The following is an 18,408-nucleotide window of genomic DNA, read 5'->3' as shown; positions in this document are numbered from 1 at the left end:
GTGGATCTCCTTTGAGATGACGGTGTCTGTACGGCAGGTGCGCCAGAGGCTCACCTTTGCGCCGCGCTATGCAACGAGCTTGCAGCACGATGACTGCCGCAAGCCCTGACCCTACCGGACAGTGGCGGTGACGCGCACGCGTTTAGGCTGTTGTGGTGAGCCGCTGCGACGTATACCCGGCCACCAGGGCTAAGAACGCGTGCCGAGGGTCTAGGCCGGGGAGCCGGGCCTGCTGTCCGGTCCTGGGCTTTCTAGCTCTTTGTGCCCTGGTCCCGGGGCGACGGCGCCTGGACCGGCCTGAGAAACCACCACAGACCCATTCCTGCGGCAATAGCCAGTAGCGCCAGGCCCGACCACAGGTTCGCGTTGACGCCTCCGCTGCGGGCGAGGTCGGCGGGGTCGTGGGCAAGCCCGGCGCACAGCAGCAGGAAGATGCTGATGAGGCCCAGGGCCGCGGCGACGACTGCGCGGATATCTGACAATGAGCGCTTGTTCATAAGGTTACTCCGATGTCGGTGTCGGGAGGTTGAGTAGGAGGAGCGGGCTCAGCAGGACCGGCGCGGCGCGTGCGGGGCTGAGGCCCCAGCCCGCCTGCGGGTCGTGCAGTAGTCGCACAGCAACGGCGGGTGTCAGTGGAACACGCTGTTGAGCAGGATGACCATGGCGCCGGCCAGAACGCCCAGCGGGAGCGGCCTGCGGTACCACGGCAGCTCGTGCAGGTGGGGGTCGGTGCGTTCGCTGCGTGGCGTCAGCGCGTAGACGAAGCCCTTGAGCTCAGCGTCGGGCTTGGGCTGAGTCACCAGGGAGACCCCGACCGTGACGGCAACATCGACGACGAAGGCGATACCTGCCGCCAGGAAGGCCCCGCCCTGGCCCGGCATGGACAGGACGTCGGTCCACAGCATGACGTTGACGGCCAGGGCCGCCAGCGTCCCGGCTACGAGCCCGCTCCAGCCTGCTGCAGGTGTGGCGCGCTTCCAGAACATACCAATGATGAAGGTGGCGAAGAGAGGGGCGTTGAACATGGAGAACAACGTCTGGAGGTAGTCCATGAGGTTGGAGTAGTTCGACGCGATGAGCGCGGTGAAGATTGCGATGACAGCGGCAGCCAGCGTCGAGCGCCTGCCCATTGCCAGGTAGTGGGCGTCGTCCCCGTCCTTCTTGATGTAGCGCTGGTAGAGGTCGACACCCCACACGGTATTGAAGGCCGAGATGTTGGCGGCCATCCCCGCCATGAAGGATGCGAGCAGGCCGGTGATCGCCAGACCGAGCAGCCCGTTGGGCAGGACGTCACGCATGAGGTACAGGATCGAGTCGTTGTAGTCGTAGGCCTGACTGGCTCCTGCCTTGAGGTCGCGGACCTCGGAGACCAGGACGCCGGCGACCATCCCTGGCACAATCACCAGGAAGGGGATGAGCATCTTCACGAAGGTCCCGATGATCGGGGTGGACTGGGCCGCCGAGATCGAGTCGGAGGCCATGGCGCGCTGGACCTCCACGAAGTTTGTCGTCCAGTAGCCGAAGGACAGGACGAAACCGAGTCCGAAGACCAGCCCGACCACGGACAGGATGTCGGAGTCAAAGCCTGAGATGGCGTTTCCAGGCCAGGAGTGCAGCTGCAGGGCGGGGTCGGTTCCTGCTGCCGTGGCGTCGGCGGTGATCCGCTCAGTCAGTCCCTGCCAGCCGCCGACACGGCGCAGGCCGATGACGGTCAGCGGAAGCAGGGCCGCGACGATGACAAAGAACTGGAGCACCTCGTTGTAGATCGCGGCTGACAGGCCACCCATCGTGATGTAGGCGTAGACGATGACTGCGGCGATGACCAGGGCCGACCACAGGGGCCAGCCCAGCAGCCAGTTGACGATGTTGCCCAGCAGGTAGAGGTTGATCCCGGCAATGAGCAGCTGGGCCAGGGCGAAGCTCAGCGAGTTGACCAGGTGTGCCTCGACACCGAAGCGCTTGAGCATGAACTCCGGGACCGAGCGGACCTTGGACCCGTAGTAGAAGGGCATCATCACCAGGCCCAGGAAGATCATAGCCGGGATGGCGCCGATCCAGAAGTAGTGGAAGGTCGGCATTCCGTACTGGGCGCCGTTGGCAGACATCCCCATGATCTCCACCGCGCCGAGGTTGGCTGACACGAAGGCGATCCCGGTGACCCAGGCGGGCAGGGACCGGCCCGAGGTCAGGAAGCCGTCTGCCGTGGAGGCCTGGGCGCGGACCATGAGGCCCACACCGATGACGAAGGCAAAGTAGATGACAATAGGGACGTAGTCATACCAGGCTGCGTCGATAAGTGTGGTGGAGGCGGGCAGCGTTGCGGGAACTGCTGCGAGGGGTGGAGCGGAGGACATCGGTGTACCTCGGGTAAGGGGGTAGGGTCAAGGAACGAGCAGGTGCTCACCGCACAGGGTAGCGCTCCACGCCCGGACAGGTGCCCGCTTGGTGCCGCGTCGCGATAGCCTGGTGCAGGCGGGCAGGGACCGGGGTGCCGGTAGGGTGGCCCGTATGATGATCACTGCTGCGGCGGACGGCTCCGCCCTGGGTAACCCCGGTCCGGCAGGCTGGGCGTGGTACGTGGACGAGGACTGCTGGGCGGCGGGCGGCTGGCAGACCGCGACCAACAACCGTGGGGAGCTGACTGCCGTCCTAGAGCTCCTGCATGCGACGCGGGAGGCGGGTCTGGCGGGCGAGGACCTCCTGGTCCTGTGTGACTCCCAGTACGTCATCAACTCGGTGACGAAATGGCGGCACGGCTGGAAGAAGCGGGGGTGGCGCAAGGCGGACGGAAAGCCGGTCCTCAACGCGGACCTCATGCGTGAGCTGGACCAGGCCCTGGCAGGACGCTCCGTACGTTTTGAGTGGGTGCGTGGGCACGTGGGCCACACGATGAACGAGGCGGCGGACACGAGGGCGCGGGCCGCAGCCACCGCCTACCAGCAGGGCGTGGTGGTGCCCACGGGTCCTGGCTGGACGCGCGGTAGTGAGGTCGTCCATGCTGCTGAGAAGGAGGCCTCCACCGGTGGCGGCGTGGACGTCCACGGTGACCTGTCCGCAGGGCCAGGTGGATCCTCCCAGGAGGCTGCGACACTGTTCTGAGCGTCCTGCCTGCCCCTGTGCGCCCTGTCCCGGGCTGCGCTCCTTCCCCGGGGGGTGTGTCGGGTGGTCGGGGCCAGGCGCAGGGGCCGCGTTCTGGTCGTGCGGGGCGAGCCAGGGCTCAGAGGAGGGTCAGGGCCTGGCGGGCGATGGCCAGCTCCTCGTTGGTGGGAACTACCAGCACTGTCACGGGCGACTGCGGTGCGGAGACGACGCGGGCCTGTGGGGAAGGGGCCTCGTTGAGGGCGTCCTCAAGCCTGATGCCCAGGAAGCCCAGGCGCTCGCACAGCTCGCGGCGCAGGCGGGCGTCGTTCTCCCCGATCCCGGCGGTGAAGGTCAGGGCGTCCAGGCCGCCCATGACGGCGGTGTAGGCTCCTACGTACTTGGTCAGCCGGTGGAGGTAGATGTCCATGGCGTCACGGGCCTCGCGCTCCCCGTCGCCCACACGCCTCCACACCTCACGCATGTCGTTGTCTCCGGTCAACCCCTTCATACCGGAGCCGCGGTTGAACAGGTTGTCGATCTCCTCGACCGTCATACCGGCCACTCGGGCCAGGTGGAACACGGCTGCAGGGTCGATGTCGCCTGTGCGCCCACCCATGACCAGGCCCTCCAGGGGGGTCAGCCCCATGGAGGTCTCCACGGCGCGACCTGCCACCACCGCCGAGGCCGAGGCCCCGTTGCCCAGGTGCAGAACCACCTGGCGCAGGTCCTCGCGTCCCAGGAGCCGGGAGACCTGCTCGGAGACGTACTGGTGGCTGGTGCCGTGGGCGCCGTAGCGGCGGATCGAGTAGCGGTCGGCGACCTCCCGGTCCAGGGCGTAGCGGGCGGCCTCCTCAGGCAGGTCCTGGAAGAACGCGGTGTCGAAGACCGCCACGTGGGGGACGTCCGCCAGCAGCCTGCGAGCGACCTCAATACCCTTGAGGTGGGCGGGGTTGTGCAGAGGCCCCAGCGGCACCAGCTCCTCAATGAGGGCGACGACCTCGTCGTCGATGAGGGTCGGGCCGCTGAAGTGGCGCCCCCCTTGGACCACCCGGTGGCCCACGGCGACGACGTGCGCCTCAGCCAGGCTGGGACCCTTGTCCTCGAAGAGGTGCAGGACCTCGGCCAGGCCGGTGCCGTGGTCGGGAACAGGCTGGTCGAGCTCGGTGCGCTGGCCAGCCACCCTGTGGACGATGGCGCCAGCCTCCTCCCCGATGCGCTCCACCAGACCGGAGGCCAGGGAGCTGCCCGAGTCGGGGTCCACCAGCTGGTACTTGATAGAGGAGGAGCCGGAGTTGATGACGAGGACGGTCCGCTGGGTCACGAGGAGCCTTTCGGTGTGCGTGGCGGGCAGGGGCAGGTCTCGGTGGCTGTCGTGACGGGGCAGCGTCGCAGCGACTGGTCGGCGGAGACCGGACTGTCCTGGACTGTCACTGGACTGCTCCGCCCCGCCCTCTGGACGCTAGCCCTGGGCCTGGACAGCGGTGATGGCCACAGTATTGATGATGTCCTCCACCAGGGCGCCGCGCGACAGGTCGTTGACCGGCTTGTTGAGGCCCTGGAGGACGGGGCCGATGGCGATGGCGCCGCTGGAGCGCTGCACGGCTTTGTAGCCGATGTTGCCGCTGGAGAGGTCGGGGAAGATGAAGACGTTGGCGTGGCCTGCCACCTGGGAGTCCGGTGCCTTCTTGGCGGCGACAGTAGGGTCGATAGCGGCGTCGTACTGGATGGGGCCGTCCACGGCAAGGTCGGGGGCCTTGGACCGGACCAGCTCGGTGGCCTCGCGCACCTTGTCTACGTCCGCTCCCTGTCCGGAGGTGCCGGTGGAGAAGGACAGCATCGCGACCCGAGGGTCTACCCCGAAGCGGCGTGCCGTGGCGGCGGAGGAGACGGCGATGTCAGCCAGCTGCTCGGCGGTGGGGTCCGGGTTGACCGCACAGTCGCCGTAGACGAGGACCCGGTCCTGAAGCAGCATGAGGAAGACCGAGGAGACGATGGAGGTCCCGGGCATGGTCTTGATGATCTGGAAGGAGGGGACGATGGTGTGGGCGGTGGTGTGGGCCGCTCCGGAGACCATGCCGTCGGCGTCGCCCAGGTGGACCATCATCGTCCCGAAGTAGGACACGTCCTGGATCTTCTCGTGAGCCTGCTCCAGGGTGACCCCCTTCTTGGCGCGCAGGCGGGCGAACTCCCTGGCGTAGGTGTCGAGCCGCTCAGGATCACTGGTGGAGACCACGCGTGCCGCCGTGATGTCCAGGCCCAGTTCGGCGGCACGGGAGCGGACCGTGGTCTCCTCGCCCAGGAGGGTCAGGTCAGCGATGCCACGACGCAGGATCGCGTCCGCGGCGCGCAGCACCCGGTCGTCGTCGGGCTCGGGCAGGACGATCATCCTGCGGTCGGCCCGGCTGCGTTCCACCAGCTCGGCTTGGAACATGACGGGGGTGACGACATTGGAGGGCTCCACCTCCAGGGCGGACATGAGAGCCTCGACGTCAGCCTCCTGCTCAAAGATGGTCACGGCCACGTCCAGCTTGCGGTCTGAGCCGTGGGCCAGCAGGCCGGTCAGGGAACTGGTGACCGAGGCGGCGGCAAAGGTGTCCAGCGGGGAGGTCATGACCGGGATAGGCAGGCCCAGACCCTCCAGGAGACGCAGAGCGTGGGGGTTGACGTCGAAACCCCCGTTGAAGACCAGACCGGAGAGCTTGGGAAAGCTGGAGGAGGCCTGGGCGGCCAGCAGGGAGATGACCAGCGCCGAGCGGTCTGCGGGTACGATGGCCAGTTGCCCCTCGCGCAGACGCTCTAGGACGTGGGAGACGTCCATGGCGCACACAAGGAAGGACTCGGCCTCACGGGCCAGCAGCGTCGCGTCCCCGGAGATGAGGGTGCCGTCCACCGCCTCCATGACCTCCCGGACCGAGGGGGCCGCCAGCAGCGGTACCTCCGGGAGGGTGGTGGAGACCAGCCCGGAGTGCTCCCTGAGGGCGGTGGCCACGGCCTGACGCGTGTCCGGGCGGCACTTGTTGGCCACGACGGCCACAGTGCGGGCGTGGTTGTCGGCGATCTCGGCAACGGAGACCTCCACGTTGCCCATGACATCCTCGGGGCCGTTGTGGCCGGAGACCACCAGCAGGACGGGCACCCCGAGGTTGGCAGCCACGCGGGCGTTGAGGGACAGCTCGGGATTACCTGCCAGGTCGGTGAAGTCGGAGCCGTCGATGATGACGACGTCGTGGCTGCGGGCGATGCCGCGGTAGGCGGCCACGATCTGGGACAGGGACTCCTCAGGGGCGGCGTGGAACTCCTCCCACGTGGTGCCCACGCACTGGGCGGCAGGTACGGTCGAGCCGGCGCGGGCCAGGAGCAGGTCGAGGAAGGCGTCACTGTCTCTGCTCTCGACGAAGGGGCGGAAGACCCCGACCCTGGCGACGACCTTGGTCAGGGAGGCGACCAGGCCGAGCGCCACTGTGGACTTCCCGGTCCCGGCGTTAGGTGAGGCGATGTAGATGCTGCGCGCCACGTTGAGTCCTTCGTGTCTCGTTGTGCGGGGCCGGGCCGTTCCGGCTGCACCAGTGTCCATCGAGTGCTCCGACCAGTACCTTCAGCGTCCTAGCGTGTCCCGGGATCCGGGGTGCTTGTGGGTGACCTGCCTGCACGGTCCCGGCTGCTGCCGTGCCTGCCTGCCTCCGGTGGGTCGTCGAGCCGCTCGCTCTTGCGGGCGAGCTCGACGATCGCGCCGATGCTTGCCAGCGCGGAGTCGCTCAGGCCGTGGACGCGCAGCGCGATCGTGCGCTCCGCAGGAGTCAGCTCGGTGGCGGAGGAGGGCTCCGTGTCGCCCTCGCTGAGGAAGTAGGACACGGGTACGTCAAAGGCGTCAGCCAGAGCACGCAGGTGCTGCAGGCGAGGGTTGCGCGCCTGGCCTGTGCGCAGCTGCTGGAGGTAGCTGACGGACATCGTGGAGATCCCCCGCCGGTCCATCCTGTGCACGACCTCCTGAAGCGTGACAGGACGACCGTGAGGACCTGCGGTCTGTGCGAACAAGCGCTCCAGCCGTTGCGCGATGGTCACGAGCCTGGCTCTCCTTAGTGGTCAGGTGGTGGTCAGGGCGGCCGAGCGGAGATCCGTCGGTTCCTCGGCGGCAGGGTGATGCCATCCTAACGGATGATCTCTTTCCAGGACGAGGTAGTGGCGTGTCTGTCTGCGCGGTCGTCTCCCCGATTGTCTCTGCGGCCTGGGTCGGCGTCTGCTCGGAGGGCTCTCGGAGCTGTACGGCTGGGACCGGGCGGTTCCGGACTAGGCGGCGGAGGGCAGGAGCAGGTGGGCGTTCAGCATGACGGCGACAGCCAGTGCCGTGCCCAGGGCGATCTCGCCAGGCGTGTGGTGGCGCAGCCGCAGGCAGGCGAAGGCGACCGCTGGCAGCAGGGGCAGGAGCGCGAGCAGCCACCAGGGGAAGAGGACCACCGTCGCGGCAAGGACGAGACCCGTGAGGTAGAACGCGTGCATCGACACCTTGGTGCCCAGGAGCGTCATGGCCCCGGTCAGTGCGAGTCCTGCCGCCATAGCGAGAAGGATCCAGATGGGGAGAGGCGGTGCGCCAGCGCCCCGCGCCACAGCGGTGCCGCACAGCACGGAGCCCGCGCACACGAGGAGCACCCGCCAGTAGTGCTCCCGCCGGGTGACGTGGCGGTCGGTGAGATGGTTGCGGCGTACGGCGACGTGGATGGTGGACACGGGCACCGCGGCGCAGAAGCCGCTGAGGAGGACCGCCCACCCCAAGCCGGCCAGGGGCTGAGGGGGCCCGAGACACCGCACAGGATGCAGATCAGGGACACGGACACGGCCGGGGAGAGCACGTCGCTGAGTACTCGGGCAACCCGCGTGGCCCGGTCCTCAGACCTAGGAGTCTCCTGTGGCGTCTCACGGGGAGACTCCGGCCTCCCGGCCTCGGCCCCGGTTCCGGCCTTCCGGCCGGGGCTCCTGCGGCAGCCGTCACTACGGGCCGACTCCGTGGCGCCTGGTGGCATCGACGGCGATACGTATCTCGTAGAGGCTGGCCAGGGAGCCTGACGCCGGGGTGGAGGGTCGTTGTCGTCGTCCACAGGGGTCGGACGACGGCGCTGGTCAGGCGTAGCGAGAGGTTCTTGCGTGCTCGTGAGACGAGGCGGTGGACAACACCCGAGGTCAGCCCGACCAGGAAGAGGACGACCACGGCGACCAGGAGGTAGCTCCTGGCCTCGGATCCTCCGAGGACGGGGCGGGCGAGCACGTCCGCGATCGAGGAGCAGATGAAGAGGATCGAGCCGAGGGCGCCGGAGGCGGAGAGGAAGGTGATGACCTCGCAGGGACGTGGTCGGCCACGGGTCTCCTGCCGACGGTGGAGCTCCCTGAGCAGCAGCATCCCTGTCGTCTCGGCCCGTCTCTCCGCGAGGTCGTCGAACATGCTGCGCAGGTGGGTGCCGCTGGTGTCGGTCCTGACATCGTCGTGGAGGATGTGGGCGTACTCGTGGAGAAGCGTCCGCTCCCGGTTCAGGGGCGACAGGTCGACGTCGTGGAAGACGTGGGCAGTCGTGCCGACCACGACTGTCATGCCGCTGATCTCGTGGTGTCGTATCCCCTCAGGAATGGGGGGCGATGGTGATCTCCAGGCCGCGGGCAGCAGCGATGGCGCCGCCGAGGGCCTCGACAGTAGGCTCAGGTGGCACGTGAAGCCGTCAGGCACGTGATCAGTCGGCACAGGGGGCTCCTGCAGGTGGTGGGACCGGGCGGAGAGGGCGGTAGCGACCGTAGCGGCGAAGGGCCGACCCGTGACTAACAGTGACGGAGAAATTATCGTGACGGATAGGGGGGCGGGTAGGGGTGTGCCCCGATGTGCGTCCTGTCACCAGGCTTGTCGGCGGGGTCCTCACAGCAGCAGCGGCAGGGCGGACACGACGGTCAGGATGATGACCAGGGGCTCGAAGACGTGCTGGTCCATGCGCTCGGCAAGCCTGCGTCCCGCGAGGGCCACGGCCACGACGACGGGGGCGGTGACTGCGGCCAGGGACACGGTTGTGGCGTTGACCAGGCCGATGGACACGGAGAACGGCAGCTTGACCAGGTTGACCACGAAGAAGAACCACGCCGTCGTTCCCAGGAAGGCTTTGACCGGGTAGCGGCAGGCCAGGAAGTACATGGAGGTGACTGGTCCGCCCGCGTTGGCGACCATGGTGGTGAACCCAGCCAGGCTGCCGTAGACCAGGCGGGCGGTGGCTGAGTCAGCGGCGCCACGGGTGCTCAGAGACGCCGCAGCACGCTGGCGGTAGCGCTGCACCAGGGTCACGGCGATGAGGAGCAGCAGGACGGCACCGATGACGCGGCGGGTGGAGCTGTCAGTGGCCAGGCGCAGGAAGACCGCTCCGGCAGTCACGCCCGCCAGGACAGCGGGTACTAGGCGCAGAAGCATGCGCACGTCCGCGTCCCTGCGATAGCTCCACACCGCGACAAGGTCGCCGGTCATGAGCATGAGCAGCATCGCCCCGGTGGACTCCCTGGCGGGCAGGAGCGCGGCGCACAGGGCGACAGCAATGGCGGCCGTACCGGGCAGTACGGTCTTGGCGACTCCGGCCAGCGCGGCTGCCAGGACGAGCGCGGCCCAGGACAGGGGGCTGAGGTCGGGCAGAGGTAGCGCTGGCAGCGGCACGGCGGAGAGGGCAAGGGCTGGCACGGACACGATGCTAAAGGTGCATGGTCCCGGTCGTCCCTGGCGTCAAGAACGTCATAGGACAACAAGGCATCGTGTTGTCCTATGACGTTCTTGGTGTCCGGGCCGGGTGTCCGGGCGTGGGCTCGCGGCGGATTTGTCCCACGCCAGACACCTCACAGCCGGGAGGCGGCCTCCAGGAGGTTCCTTGCCGAGATCTGGAGGCCCTCGACGTTGCCGTACTCGGCGTCCTCGTGCTCGATGTTGACGTTCATCTGCGGGTCCACCTCGGCGATGGCTGCCAGGAACTGCGCCCAGTAGTCGGCGTCGTGTCCCAGTCCGAAGGCGACGAAGCGCCAGGCTGGGTCGCTGGGCCAGGCGTTGCACCAGTAGCCGTAGGCGGTGGGTACCTTGCCCTCGGCGTCAGCAGGCACGTGACCGAAGTCCGTGTCCAGCACACCACGGTAGGCGGCCCCGGGGAACACCTTGGTGTCCTTGGCGTGGACGTGGCCTACGAGGCTGCCTAGCCTCTTGGTGGCGACGATGGGGTCCATCTGCTGCCAGAACAGGTGGGAGGGGTCCATGTTGACCTTGATGTTGGTGGCCCCGGTCTCCTCGACCAGCCGCTCGAAGGCGGGGACGTTGAAGACCAGGTTGCGTGGGTGGAGCTCCAGGCAGACCTGGACGTCGTTGTCGCGGGCCAGGGCGTCGACCTCCTTGAAGAAGGGGACTACCACGCTCCACTGGTAGTCGAGAATCTCCATGTCGACGCCGTTCCACGGGTTGACCACCCAGGTGGGGTACTTGGCCGTGGGGTCGGTGCCGGGCGTGCCCGACATGGTGACGATCTCCTTGACCCCGAGCAGTCCCGCCAGCTCGATGGTCTGGCGCACGTCGTGGGCGTGCTTGAGGCCCTCGTGAGGAAGCGGTGAGGTCGGGTTGCCGGAGGTGTTGAGGCCCGAGAGCCTCATGCCCCGCTCCTCGAAGATCCCCAGGTACTCCTCACGGGCGGCCTGGGAGGCCAGGAGCGCGTCGACAGGGCAGTGTGGGGAGGGGATGAACCCTCCGGCGTTGACCTCCGCTCCGGTCAGGCCGGCCTCCTTGAGGGTGTCGAGGGCGGCGCCCAGCGGGCGGTCGTGCAGGCAGGCGGTGTAGGCGCCGTAGTTGAGTGCCATGTGGCTGTTCTCCTTGTTGGTGCTTGCTTTGCTGGCTGTCTTGCCGGTGCTGTCTTGCCGGTGGTCGGTGCTGTCGGCCCGACGACCGACAGCGGGGGCGTGATGGCTGCCGACGTGCACGGAGGTGGCACGTAGAGCCCGTCAGCCGACTGGTCGTGGCGGTGAGTCGTGGCGGCTAGTCGTAGTCTCAGCCCACGTCGGAGACGTCGATCGCGGCACCGCCCTGCTCGGCCGAGCGGGCCACGGCGTCGGCGATGAGCATCTCCCGGTAGCCGTCGGCGAAGGTGGCGCACGGCGGCAGGGCGCCCTTGTCAGGGTCGGTGACTCCGGCGACCTGCTGGAGGAAGGCGTGGGCCTGGTAGGTGAACTGCTCGATCTGGGTCAACCCCACACCCCCGACGGCCATGGAGGAGCCGCGGGCGAAGTAGGGGAAGTCGGGGTTGACCAGCACGCGTCGGGCGCCGCCCAGGCCGGCGGGGGAGTTGACGTCGTCGACCTTGATCTCGCCGGTGCGCGACAGGTCCCAGGAGGCCCGTCCCTTGGTGCCCAGCACGTCCACCATAAGGGAGTTGGGCAGCCCCCAGGCCACGCGGGAGCAGGAGAAGGTGCCCACGGCCCCGCTGGCGAAGTGGGCGGTGAAAGTGGTGACGTCGTCGTTCTCCACCGGCTCATAGATGATGCTCTCGGAGTCCTCGGTGTCCAGGGCGGTGCCGCGGGTGACGTGCCCCTTGGCGACAGGGCGCTCCTTGATGGAGGTCATCATGGCAGCCCCAGAGACGGAGACCAGAGGTCCGCAGATCAGCTCGGCGGTGTCGATGAGGTGGCTGCCGACGTCGCCCAGGGCGCCGGTGCCCATGGCGCCCTTGTAGCGCCAGGCCATGGGGGTGGCCGGGTCCGCGCCGTAGTCGCACCAGTAGCGTCCGTCGAAGTGGTTGACCTCGCCCAGATGGCCCTGGGCGACGAGCTTGGCCAGCTCGGCGACGGCGGCGTTGCGGCGGAAGGTGAAGCCGACGGCGGTGACCACCCCGGCCTCTTTCTCCGCCTGTGCCATGGCCTTGGCGGAGTCGAGGGTGTCGGCCAGGGGCTTCTCACACAGGACGTGCTTGCCCGCCCTGATCATAGCCTCGGCTATCTCGCGGTGCGCGGCGTTGCCCACCACGATGGACACGATGTCGATGTTGGGGTCCTCGGCCACCTGGCGCCAGTCGTCCACGGCACGCTCGTAGCCGTAGCGTTCGGCGGCGTCCTGGGCGAAGGGAAGGTAGGCGTCGGCGATGGTGGCCAGGTGGACCTGGGGCAGGCCCAGGTCGAAGACGGTGCCGACCTGGCGCCAGGCGTTGGCGTGGGTGGTGCCGGCCATGCCGGCACCGATGACGGCGACGGAGAGGGGCGTGGTGCTCATGAGTAGACCTTCTGTCTTCGTTGACTGGTGCGAGCAGGGTGTTCACGCGCGTGAACACGTGTCTCCAGTATGTGGGGGGAGCGGTGGGGTGTCAAGGGTAATGAGCGGGTTAGTCAGGACAAAGAGAGTCGGAGGGGGTGAGGTGTGGCGGCTCCGGGCCTGCTGGGCGCTGGCTCGCTCCTGGCTTGTCGGCGCTGGACAGTTGCCGGTACCTCCGGGCCCGCCGGACGGTGGCTACAGGGGGAGCGCCTAGCTGCACACGACGTTGGGTACCTCCGGGCTTGCCGGACGGTGGCTGTGCGTGGGGCCGGGTCTGGGGCCAGCCTGGAACGGCTCCCGGGGCTGGGTGTGGGGCCTGCCGTAGGCGGACGTCTCCGCGTTGGTGGTGATCCCGGTGGGTCTAGATGCACCCGGGCCCGGATGCACGGACGTCTCCGCGTGGTGGTGATCCCCGGAGCCTGCGTGTGCGGAAAAGGGTGGCGTGGCGCTGCTGCGGTGCCCCAATGCACGCTCAGGTCCTCGGTCCTTCACTCAAAGTGGCGGAACACCAACGTTTCTGCGATCGGGAAGATAACGGCGGACGGCTCCCATGTGCGTCGAGCCCCCGAATGCACATGGGAGGCGCGCGGATGCCGAGGGACCCGCTAACAAGACTTCACACGTTTACTGTCTTACCGTGTCGCTGGAGTAGTGGCGAGTGAGTCAAGAACCGTGGCGAGAGCAGCGTCAGAGGAGCCCTCGTGCACCAGGCAGCACTGCCAGTCAGTCATCGCCGTCCCAGCCTGCGGGGTTCTCCAGGAAGGTGGCGGCCTCGCCCCGAGATACCGGTCGGGCGGCCTCACCCTGCTGCCAGTCCTGTGCGCGCCAGGTACCCGGCAGCGGGTGAAACCCGACGCCTCACCGTAGGCTCCCGCCAGGCCCTGGCAGCGTCTTCCCGACGGCGCACAGGATGTCCTCGTCGGATTCGAGGCTGTCGCGTACCTGGTCCATGACGGGGGCTGCCGCTCCGTCCTCTTGCTGCACTCCTGCCTATGCTCCTGTGACGCAGCTACGCGCGGGTTCCTGCGATCTACCACCTGTCTCAGGCACGCCTGCCCAGTGAGGAGGTGCGTTCCACCAGCGTGGGCGCCAGGACTACGGAGCGTGCGGCGTCGTTCCTGGCGGTGTCAGCACGCTGGCTCACCAGCTCCACGGCCTGAGCGGCCATGCGCTCGTCGGACTGGCTGACGCTGGTCAGGGAGAACTCCTCGCGCTCAGCCAGGTAGGTGTTGTCGTAGGAGACCAGGAGCACGCGGGCACCCCTGTCCCGGGCGGCCTCGCGCAGCACCGGGACCGCGTCGATGGCGAAGCCGTCGTTGTGCATGACCAGGCCCAGTGGCCCTGAGCCGTTCCCCTGGTCGCTCAGGGCGGCGCGCACCGCGGGGCCGGCGTCGCGCCCGCACTCGTAGACACTCATGGTGGCTCCCACCTGGCTTCGGGTGCTGGCGACTGCCTGGGACAGCGCCTGCTCGCGCTCCCTGCGGGAGGCCTCGTCGGTGGTGCTGGGGCCGATGTAGGCGATGGTCCGCGCGCCCCGTCCCACCAGGTGGTCGACGACGAGCCGGGCGGCGGCGGGCTCGTCGATGTGGACGGCGTCGACCTTTCCGCCCGGGCTCCTGCGGCCTACCAGGCAGGTGGGGACCTCCTCGGCGATGGCCAGGAGGTCCTCGTCGGGCAGCCACGGAGAGACCAGGACGATGCCCGCCACCCGGACCCCCAGCAGCGACTCGATGGCCTGGTGCAGCACCGTGGGCTGCTCGGAGCCGACGGTGATGAACAGGGTCATCCCGCGGGCCGACGCCGCCTCCCCCAGGCAGCGGGCCAGGCGCTCGAAGAAGGCGTTGCGCAGGTTGGGCAGCACCACGCCGATGATGCTGGAGCGGCGCCGCGCCAGCGAGGACGCGGCCACGTTGACGCGGTACCCGAGGTCGGCGGCGACCCGGTGGATGCGCTCGCGCGTGTCAGGGGCGACTTTGGGGGAGCCGCTCAGCGCCAGGGAGACCAGACTGCGCGAGACCCCGGCGGCACGGGCGACGTCGCTCTGGGTGACTACCTGTCCGTTAGCGCTCACGGGCGCTCCTCCTGTGCTGGTGCTCCTGCGGTGGTGTCGCTGGCTGGGTGGTGCGTGGCTGCGGCGGCGCCCCAAGGCCCTGGTCAGGTGCAGGTTACAGGTCCGGCCTGCCCTGCCGGGCTGGGATGGTCCGCTCGCAACCAGGCAGGCTGGCCGTACGACCCTCTCCGGGCAACAAAAATTCATAGGAGACACGGGGCCGCGTTGTCCTATGAGTTTTTGGTGCCTGGGTGCCTGCGGTGCCTGTTGCCTCGCTTGGCTGTCAGGGGCCACACTGGGGTGGGCGGGTGCTCGTGCCAGTCTGCGGCGCTCCGGTGCAGGGACGGGCCGCCAGTGACAGGAACCCGGAGGTGCGGAGATGCAAGCACGGACACATGCAGGGACGGCTGCAGGCGCGACCAAGGAGCTGGCAGAGCGGCCTCGGGGAGGACGGATGCGGCTGCGAGCACAGTCATGGGGACGGTCCTCATGAGGGCGATCCGGCAGGCGGGTCCGCACCTGGGGCGCGACGACGTCCTGCGACTGAGCCGGTGGTGGGCCATCCGTGCGACCCCGGGGGCAGGGCCGCACGGCACCCTGCAACTGCACGGTACCCTGCGGCTCGGGCGGCGGACTGGTCTGCGTGCGGTCCTGCTGGCAGCTGGCGTCGCGGTCACGGCCGCTTGTGCCGGCTCCTCCTCGGGGGCTGCCAGTGGTGTGCCCTCTGCTGGCGCGACCGGCTCCAGCGGCCCAGGGCGCTCAGGCTCCACCAGCGTCCCTGCGCCCACAGGCGGTGCAGAGGGTGAGGCTCGGCTCATAGGCTCTCGTGACGACCTGTCCTCCCTTCAGCCTCAGGCCTGGGAGTCGTGGCGTCTGGTGGACCCCACCACGGTCGAGGTGGTCTTTATCGGTGGCAGCACGAACTGCTACGGGGTCCACGTCGACGTCGTGGAGACCGACCAGGACGTCACCATCAACCTGAGCACGGGCAGCCTGCCCGGCGTCGACGCGTGTACGGACGAGGCGGTGCTGCTGGCGACCCACGTGACCCTCAGAGAGGAGCTCGGCGACCGCGAGGTCCGCCAGGACGCTGAGTCGTAGGGATCTGGGCGGCTTGGGGCAGGCGGTCCGTCCGCCCGCTACCCAGGCAACAGAAACGTCATAGGACACCATGGCACCGTGCTGTCCTATGACGTTTCTGTTGCTTGGCGGCGGCGCGGGTGGGCTTGCCCCACCGCTGCCAGGCAGGCTCAGCCCGCCAGGAGCGTGCCCTCGATGTAGGCGCGGGCCTTGCGGGCGTACTCCAGGGGATTGGCCAGGGCCGGGTCCTGCTCGGCCTCCACGAGGATCCAGTCGGAGTAGCCGTGGTCCACCAGGAAGGAGTACGGCTCGGTGAAGTCGATGGTGCCGTCACCGGGGACGGTGAACATGCCAGCCAGGAAGGAGTCCAGGAAGGAGCGCTGTGCGGCGCGCGACTCCTCCATCTTGTCGGGTCGCACATCCTTGAAGTGGACGTGCTTGACGCGGTCGATGGTGGCGCGCAGCAGCCCCATGACGTCACCGTCGCCTACGAAGGCGTGTCCGGTGTCGAACAGGAGGGAGACCTTCGAGGGGTCAGTCAGCTCCATGAGGCGGATGGTCTCGTCCTTGGTCTGGACAACCGTGCCCAGGTGGTGGTGGTAGACCAGCTCCAGGCCGTGGGCGTGAGCCACCTCGCCCAGCCGGTTCAGCCCTGCGGCCAGGATAGGCCACTCCTCCTCGGTCAGCACCGGCTTGTTGGTGAAGATACAGACGTCGCGCTGCCCCTGGACGGAGCCGGTCTGCTCCGAGACCACCACGCGGGTGGCCCCCAGGTACTCCAGGTAGGAGCAGGTCGCCTCAAAGTCGGGCACGATAGCGTCCACGCCGTCACGCAGGATGAAGGAGGAGAACCACTGGGCGGCGATCTTGAGGCCCCTGGCCTCCACGGCAGCCTTGACCTCTTCCTTGGGTGGGAAGAACCCGGCGCACTCGGTGCCCGCGTAGCCGGTGTCGGCCAGGTCCAGCAGCATGTCCTCCAGGGTGTTGAAGGCGCCGACCTCGGGGATGTCGTCGTTGCGCCAGCTGATGGGGTGCATGCCCCAGGTGATGCCGTGCGGGTCCTTGATGGCGGTGTCGGGGTCGAGGCGGAAGGCCATGTGCGTCTCCTTGGGTGGTGGAACAGTTCCGGTTGGTGAGGGGTGGGTTGATGTGGTTTCAGTGTCGGGGCGGGGTGCCGGGATGCGGTGGCCGTGCGTGACGCCGGAGCCCCGCTGAGGGGCTGGGGGCCGTGTGGCAGCGCCAGGGTCCTGCTTGGTGAGACTGGCCGGAGCCCGGTGGTCAGCGGTTGAAGGTGGTGGGGCCGGTGACACGAGGCACGTCGTGCCACTGGCCGTCAGCGGCCGAGGCGACGACCGCCTCGTCAACCTCTGCGGCGCACCAGGCGTCCGCGGCTGAGGGGGCGAGCTGCTCGCCACGCAGGATCGACTCGATGAACTGGGAGGCCTCGATCACCTTCATGTCGTCAAAGCCCATGGAGGTCCCGATAGCGGGCTGGAAGCGCTGCCACTGGCCCCAATTCGGCCCGGCCATCGCCCGGGTGTATCCGTGGGTGGCGCCGCCGTCGGCTACGGGGCAGACCTGGAGCTCGTTGAAGCGCTCAAAGTTCCACCGGGCCGATCCCTGAGTGCCGTAGACCTCGACGACGTACTCGGCTCGCGGGCCGACGCTGACCCGGGAGGACTCCATGGTCCCGACCGCGCCGCCCTCGAAGCGCATCAGCATGGCCACGTAGTCCTCGTTGCTCACGGGTCCGGTCTCCTCCCCGATCTCAAAGCCGGAGTGCCCGACTCCCGCCTTGGTGGGGACGGGGCGTTCGGTGATGAAGGTGTCGGTCAGGGCGGATACAGAGCTGATCCGGCCCACGAGGTACTGGGCCAGGTCGGCCCCGTGGCTCATGAGGTCGGGTACGACCCCGGCGCCGGCCTTCTCGCGGGAGGAGCGCCAGGTCAAGGGGCTGAGCGGGGAGGAGCCGTAGTCGGCGATGAACCATACGCGTACGTTGGTGATACGTCCCAGGTCGCCGTTGCGCACCAGGGTGCGCAGGTACTCGATCGCCGGGGTATGGCGGTAGTTGAAGCCGACGGCGGTGACCAGTCCCGCGTCCTGGACGGCCTGGGCGATCGAGCGCGACTGGGCGGCATTGACGCCCATCGGCTTCTCGATCCAGAAGGGCTTTCCCGCCTCGACGGCGGCCAGCGCCATCTCCTGGTGCAGGTAGTTGGGAGCGCAGATGGAGACCGCCTCGACCTCGGGGTCGGCCAGGAGCTCGCGGTAGTCGGCGTAGGCACGGTGGAACCCGAGGTCGTCTACGGCGGCCTCACGGATCTCCTCCACCGGGTCGGCGGCGGCAACCAGCCGGGGGGCGACCCCCAGCTCAGGGAAGTGCTCGGAGACGGAGCGGTAGCTGCGGGCGTGGAGACGGCCCATCCAGCCCAGTGAGACGACGCCGACGCCCAGGCTCTTCTTGGTGGCCATGCATGATCCTTTCCGACGACCTTGTCGGGACGGTGTGGTACCTCAGCGGTACCGCGAGTGTCGAGACGATGAGACTGCAGCCAGGCGCATCGGCACGGCACCCGGTCAGTGGTACCGCCACGATGCGCCCTGGTGAAGGGGCACGCCAGTGCCGACCCCGTACTGACCTGCGCGGGTGCGTCCCGGCGATGCTGCGTCTCTGACGTTATCAGAGGGTCATTTGTCTTGACAAGCGGGTGTGTCGTACGTTCGAGGAGGTGGTTCTGTCAGGTCACCATCCTGGTCCTGGTGATGTGGGTGTGTCGTGTGCACGAGGAGGTGGTCCGCCTTGAGGACGTGACGCTCTGCCTCGCGCGGAGTGCTCCCAGCCAGCTGTCCCTAGCCAGGTAGCCTGGGAGGCCCCGGTCCTCGCACCAGTCCTTCGCTCCTGCCA

15 protein-coding genes are annotated in these 18,408 nt (G+C 68.4%); 2 read left to right on the top strand and 13 right to left on the bottom strand.

Annotated elements, in window-relative coordinates:
- Positions 1-251: 251 nt before the first annotated feature.
- Positions 252-497 carry a hypothetical protein gene (locus tag D4740_RS08830; protein WP_119836568.1) on the bottom strand — a complete coding sequence of 82 codons (246 nt, stop codon included), beginning with the start codon at positions 495-497 and terminating at the stop codon, positions 252-254.
- Positions 498-629: 132 nt separating this feature from the next.
- Positions 630-2,354, bottom strand: coding sequence for a sodium:solute symporter family protein (locus D4740_RS08825; protein WP_119836567.1), 1,725 nt, complete (start codon positions 2,352-2,354; stop codon positions 630-632).
- A 154-nt stretch (positions 2,355-2,508) separates the two neighbouring features.
- On the opposite strand from D4740_RS08825, the gene D4740_RS08820 reads away from it, so the two are divergent.
- Positions 2,509-3,099, top strand: a complete 591-nt coding sequence (locus D4740_RS08820; protein WP_119836684.1) for a ribonuclease H — start codon at positions 2,509-2,511, stop codon at positions 3,097-3,099.
- 118 nt (positions 3,100-3,217) lie between these two features.
- Here D4740_RS08820 and D4740_RS08815 read toward each other — a convergent pair whose 3' ends face one another.
- From D4740_RS08815 to D4740_RS08775, 9 genes are all read right to left on the bottom strand, one after another.
- The gene (locus D4740_RS08815; protein WP_119836566.1) at positions 3,218-4,402 is read right to left on the bottom strand and encodes an acetate/propionate family kinase; all 1,185 of its coding nucleotides are present in this window, start codon (positions 4,400-4,402) and stop codon (positions 3,218-3,220) included.
- A 138-nt stretch (positions 4,403-4,540) separates the two neighbouring features.
- Positions 4,541-6,595 (bottom strand): phosphate acetyltransferase, encoded by a 2,055-nt coding sequence (pta, locus tag D4740_RS08810; protein ID WP_119836565.1) that lies wholly within the window; start codon positions 6,593-6,595, stop codon positions 4,541-4,543.
- 89 nt (positions 6,596-6,684) lie between these two features.
- Positions 6,685-7,143, bottom strand: coding sequence for a hypothetical protein (locus D4740_RS08805; protein WP_119836564.1), 459 nt, complete (start codon positions 7,141-7,143; stop codon positions 6,685-6,687).
- A 225-nt stretch (positions 7,144-7,368) separates the two neighbouring features.
- Complete coding sequence (locus D4740_RS08800; RefSeq protein WP_119836563.1) at positions 7,369-7,806, bottom strand: hypothetical protein; 438 nt, start codon at positions 7,804-7,806, stop codon at positions 7,369-7,371.
- Between the two features lie 91 nt (positions 7,807-7,897).
- A complete protein-coding gene (locus D4740_RS08795; protein WP_119836562.1) occupies positions 7,898-8,662 on the bottom strand; it encodes a hypothetical protein in 765 nt (254 codons plus the stop codon).
- Positions 8,663-8,977: 315 nt separating this feature from the next.
- Positions 8,978-9,733: a sulfite exporter TauE/SafE family protein gene (locus tag D4740_RS08790; RefSeq protein ID WP_205570140.1), complete on the bottom strand. Its 756-nt coding sequence runs from the start codon at positions 9,731-9,733 to the stop codon at positions 8,978-8,980.
- Between the two features lie 197 nt (positions 9,734-9,930).
- Positions 9,931-10,929, bottom strand: a complete 999-nt coding sequence (locus D4740_RS08785; RefSeq protein ID WP_119836561.1) for a sugar phosphate isomerase/epimerase — start codon at positions 10,927-10,929, stop codon at positions 9,931-9,933.
- A gap of 187 nt (positions 10,930-11,116) precedes the next feature.
- Entirely contained in the window at positions 11,117-12,331 is a 1,215-nt protein-coding gene (locus tag D4740_RS08780; RefSeq protein ID WP_119836560.1) for a Gfo/Idh/MocA family protein, read from the bottom strand.
- Positions 12,332-13,412: 1,081 nt separating this feature from the next.
- Positions 13,413-14,441 (bottom strand): LacI family DNA-binding transcriptional regulator, encoded by a 1,029-nt coding sequence (locus D4740_RS08775; RefSeq protein WP_243106702.1) that lies wholly within the window; start codon positions 14,439-14,441, stop codon positions 13,413-13,415.
- 468 nt (positions 14,442-14,909) lie between these two features.
- Between D4740_RS08775 and D4740_RS13025 the strand changes: the two genes are divergently transcribed.
- Positions 14,910-15,521 carry a hypothetical protein gene (locus D4740_RS13025; protein WP_259390762.1) on the top strand — a complete coding sequence of 204 codons (612 nt, stop codon included), beginning with the start codon at positions 14,910-14,912 and terminating at the stop codon, positions 15,519-15,521.
- A gap of 149 nt (positions 15,522-15,670) precedes the next feature.
- Here the strand turns inward: D4740_RS13025 and iolE are convergent, their stop codons facing one another.
- Both iolE and D4740_RS08760 read right to left on the bottom strand, forming a co-directional pair.
- On the bottom strand, positions 15,671-16,597 hold the full coding sequence (gene iolE, locus D4740_RS08765; RefSeq protein WP_119836558.1) for a myo-inosose-2 dehydratase: 927 nt from the start codon (positions 16,595-16,597) through the stop codon (positions 15,671-15,673).
- A gap of 181 nt (positions 16,598-16,778) precedes the next feature.
- Positions 16,779-17,975, bottom strand: coding sequence for a Gfo/Idh/MocA family protein (locus D4740_RS08760; protein WP_119836557.1), 1,197 nt, complete (start codon positions 17,973-17,975; stop codon positions 16,779-16,781).
- Positions 17,976-18,408: the final 433 nt, after the last annotated feature.

It is taken from the genome of Actinomyces sp. 2119 (assembly GCF_003591215.1).
Taxonomy (GTDB): Bacteria; Actinomycetota; Actinomycetes; order Actinomycetales; family Actinomycetaceae; genus Actinomyces; species Actinomyces lilanjuaniae.
Note: the sequence above shows the minus strand (reverse complement) of the source record. Positions and strands in the feature narration are given on the sequence as shown.

Coding starts and splice junctions, on each gene's coding strand:
- iolE (WP_119836558.1), bottom strand. CDS start 16,597: ATGGCCTTCCGCCTCGACCCCGACACCGCCATCAAGGACCCGCACGGC.
- D4740_RS08760 (WP_119836557.1), bottom strand. CDS start 17,975: ATGGCCACCAAGAAGAGCCTGGGCGTCGGCGTCGTCTCACTGGGCTGG.
- D4740_RS08820 (WP_119836684.1), top strand. CDS start 2,509: ATGATGATCACTGCTGCGGCGGACGGCTCCGCCCTGGGTAACCCCGGT.
- D4740_RS08795 (WP_119836562.1), bottom strand. CDS start 8,662: ATGACAGTCGTGGTCGGCACGACTGCCCACGTCTTCCACGACGTCGAC.
- D4740_RS08785 (WP_119836561.1), bottom strand. CDS start 10,929: ATGGCACTCAACTACGGCGCCTACACCGCCTGCCTGCACGACCGCCCG.
- D4740_RS13025 (WP_259390762.1), top strand. CDS start 14,910: ATGAGGGCGATCCGGCAGGCGGGTCCGCACCTGGGGCGCGACGACGTC.
- D4740_RS08780 (WP_119836560.1), bottom strand. CDS start 12,331: ATGAGCACCACGCCCCTCTCCGTCGCCGTCATCGGTGCCGGCATGGCC.
- D4740_RS08830 (WP_119836568.1), bottom strand. CDS start 497: ATGAACAAGCGCTCATTGTCAGATATCCGCGCAGTCGTCGCCGCGGCC.
- D4740_RS08825 (WP_119836567.1), bottom strand. CDS start 2,354: ATGTCCTCCGCTCCACCCCTCGCAGCAGTTCCCGCAACGCTGCCCGCC.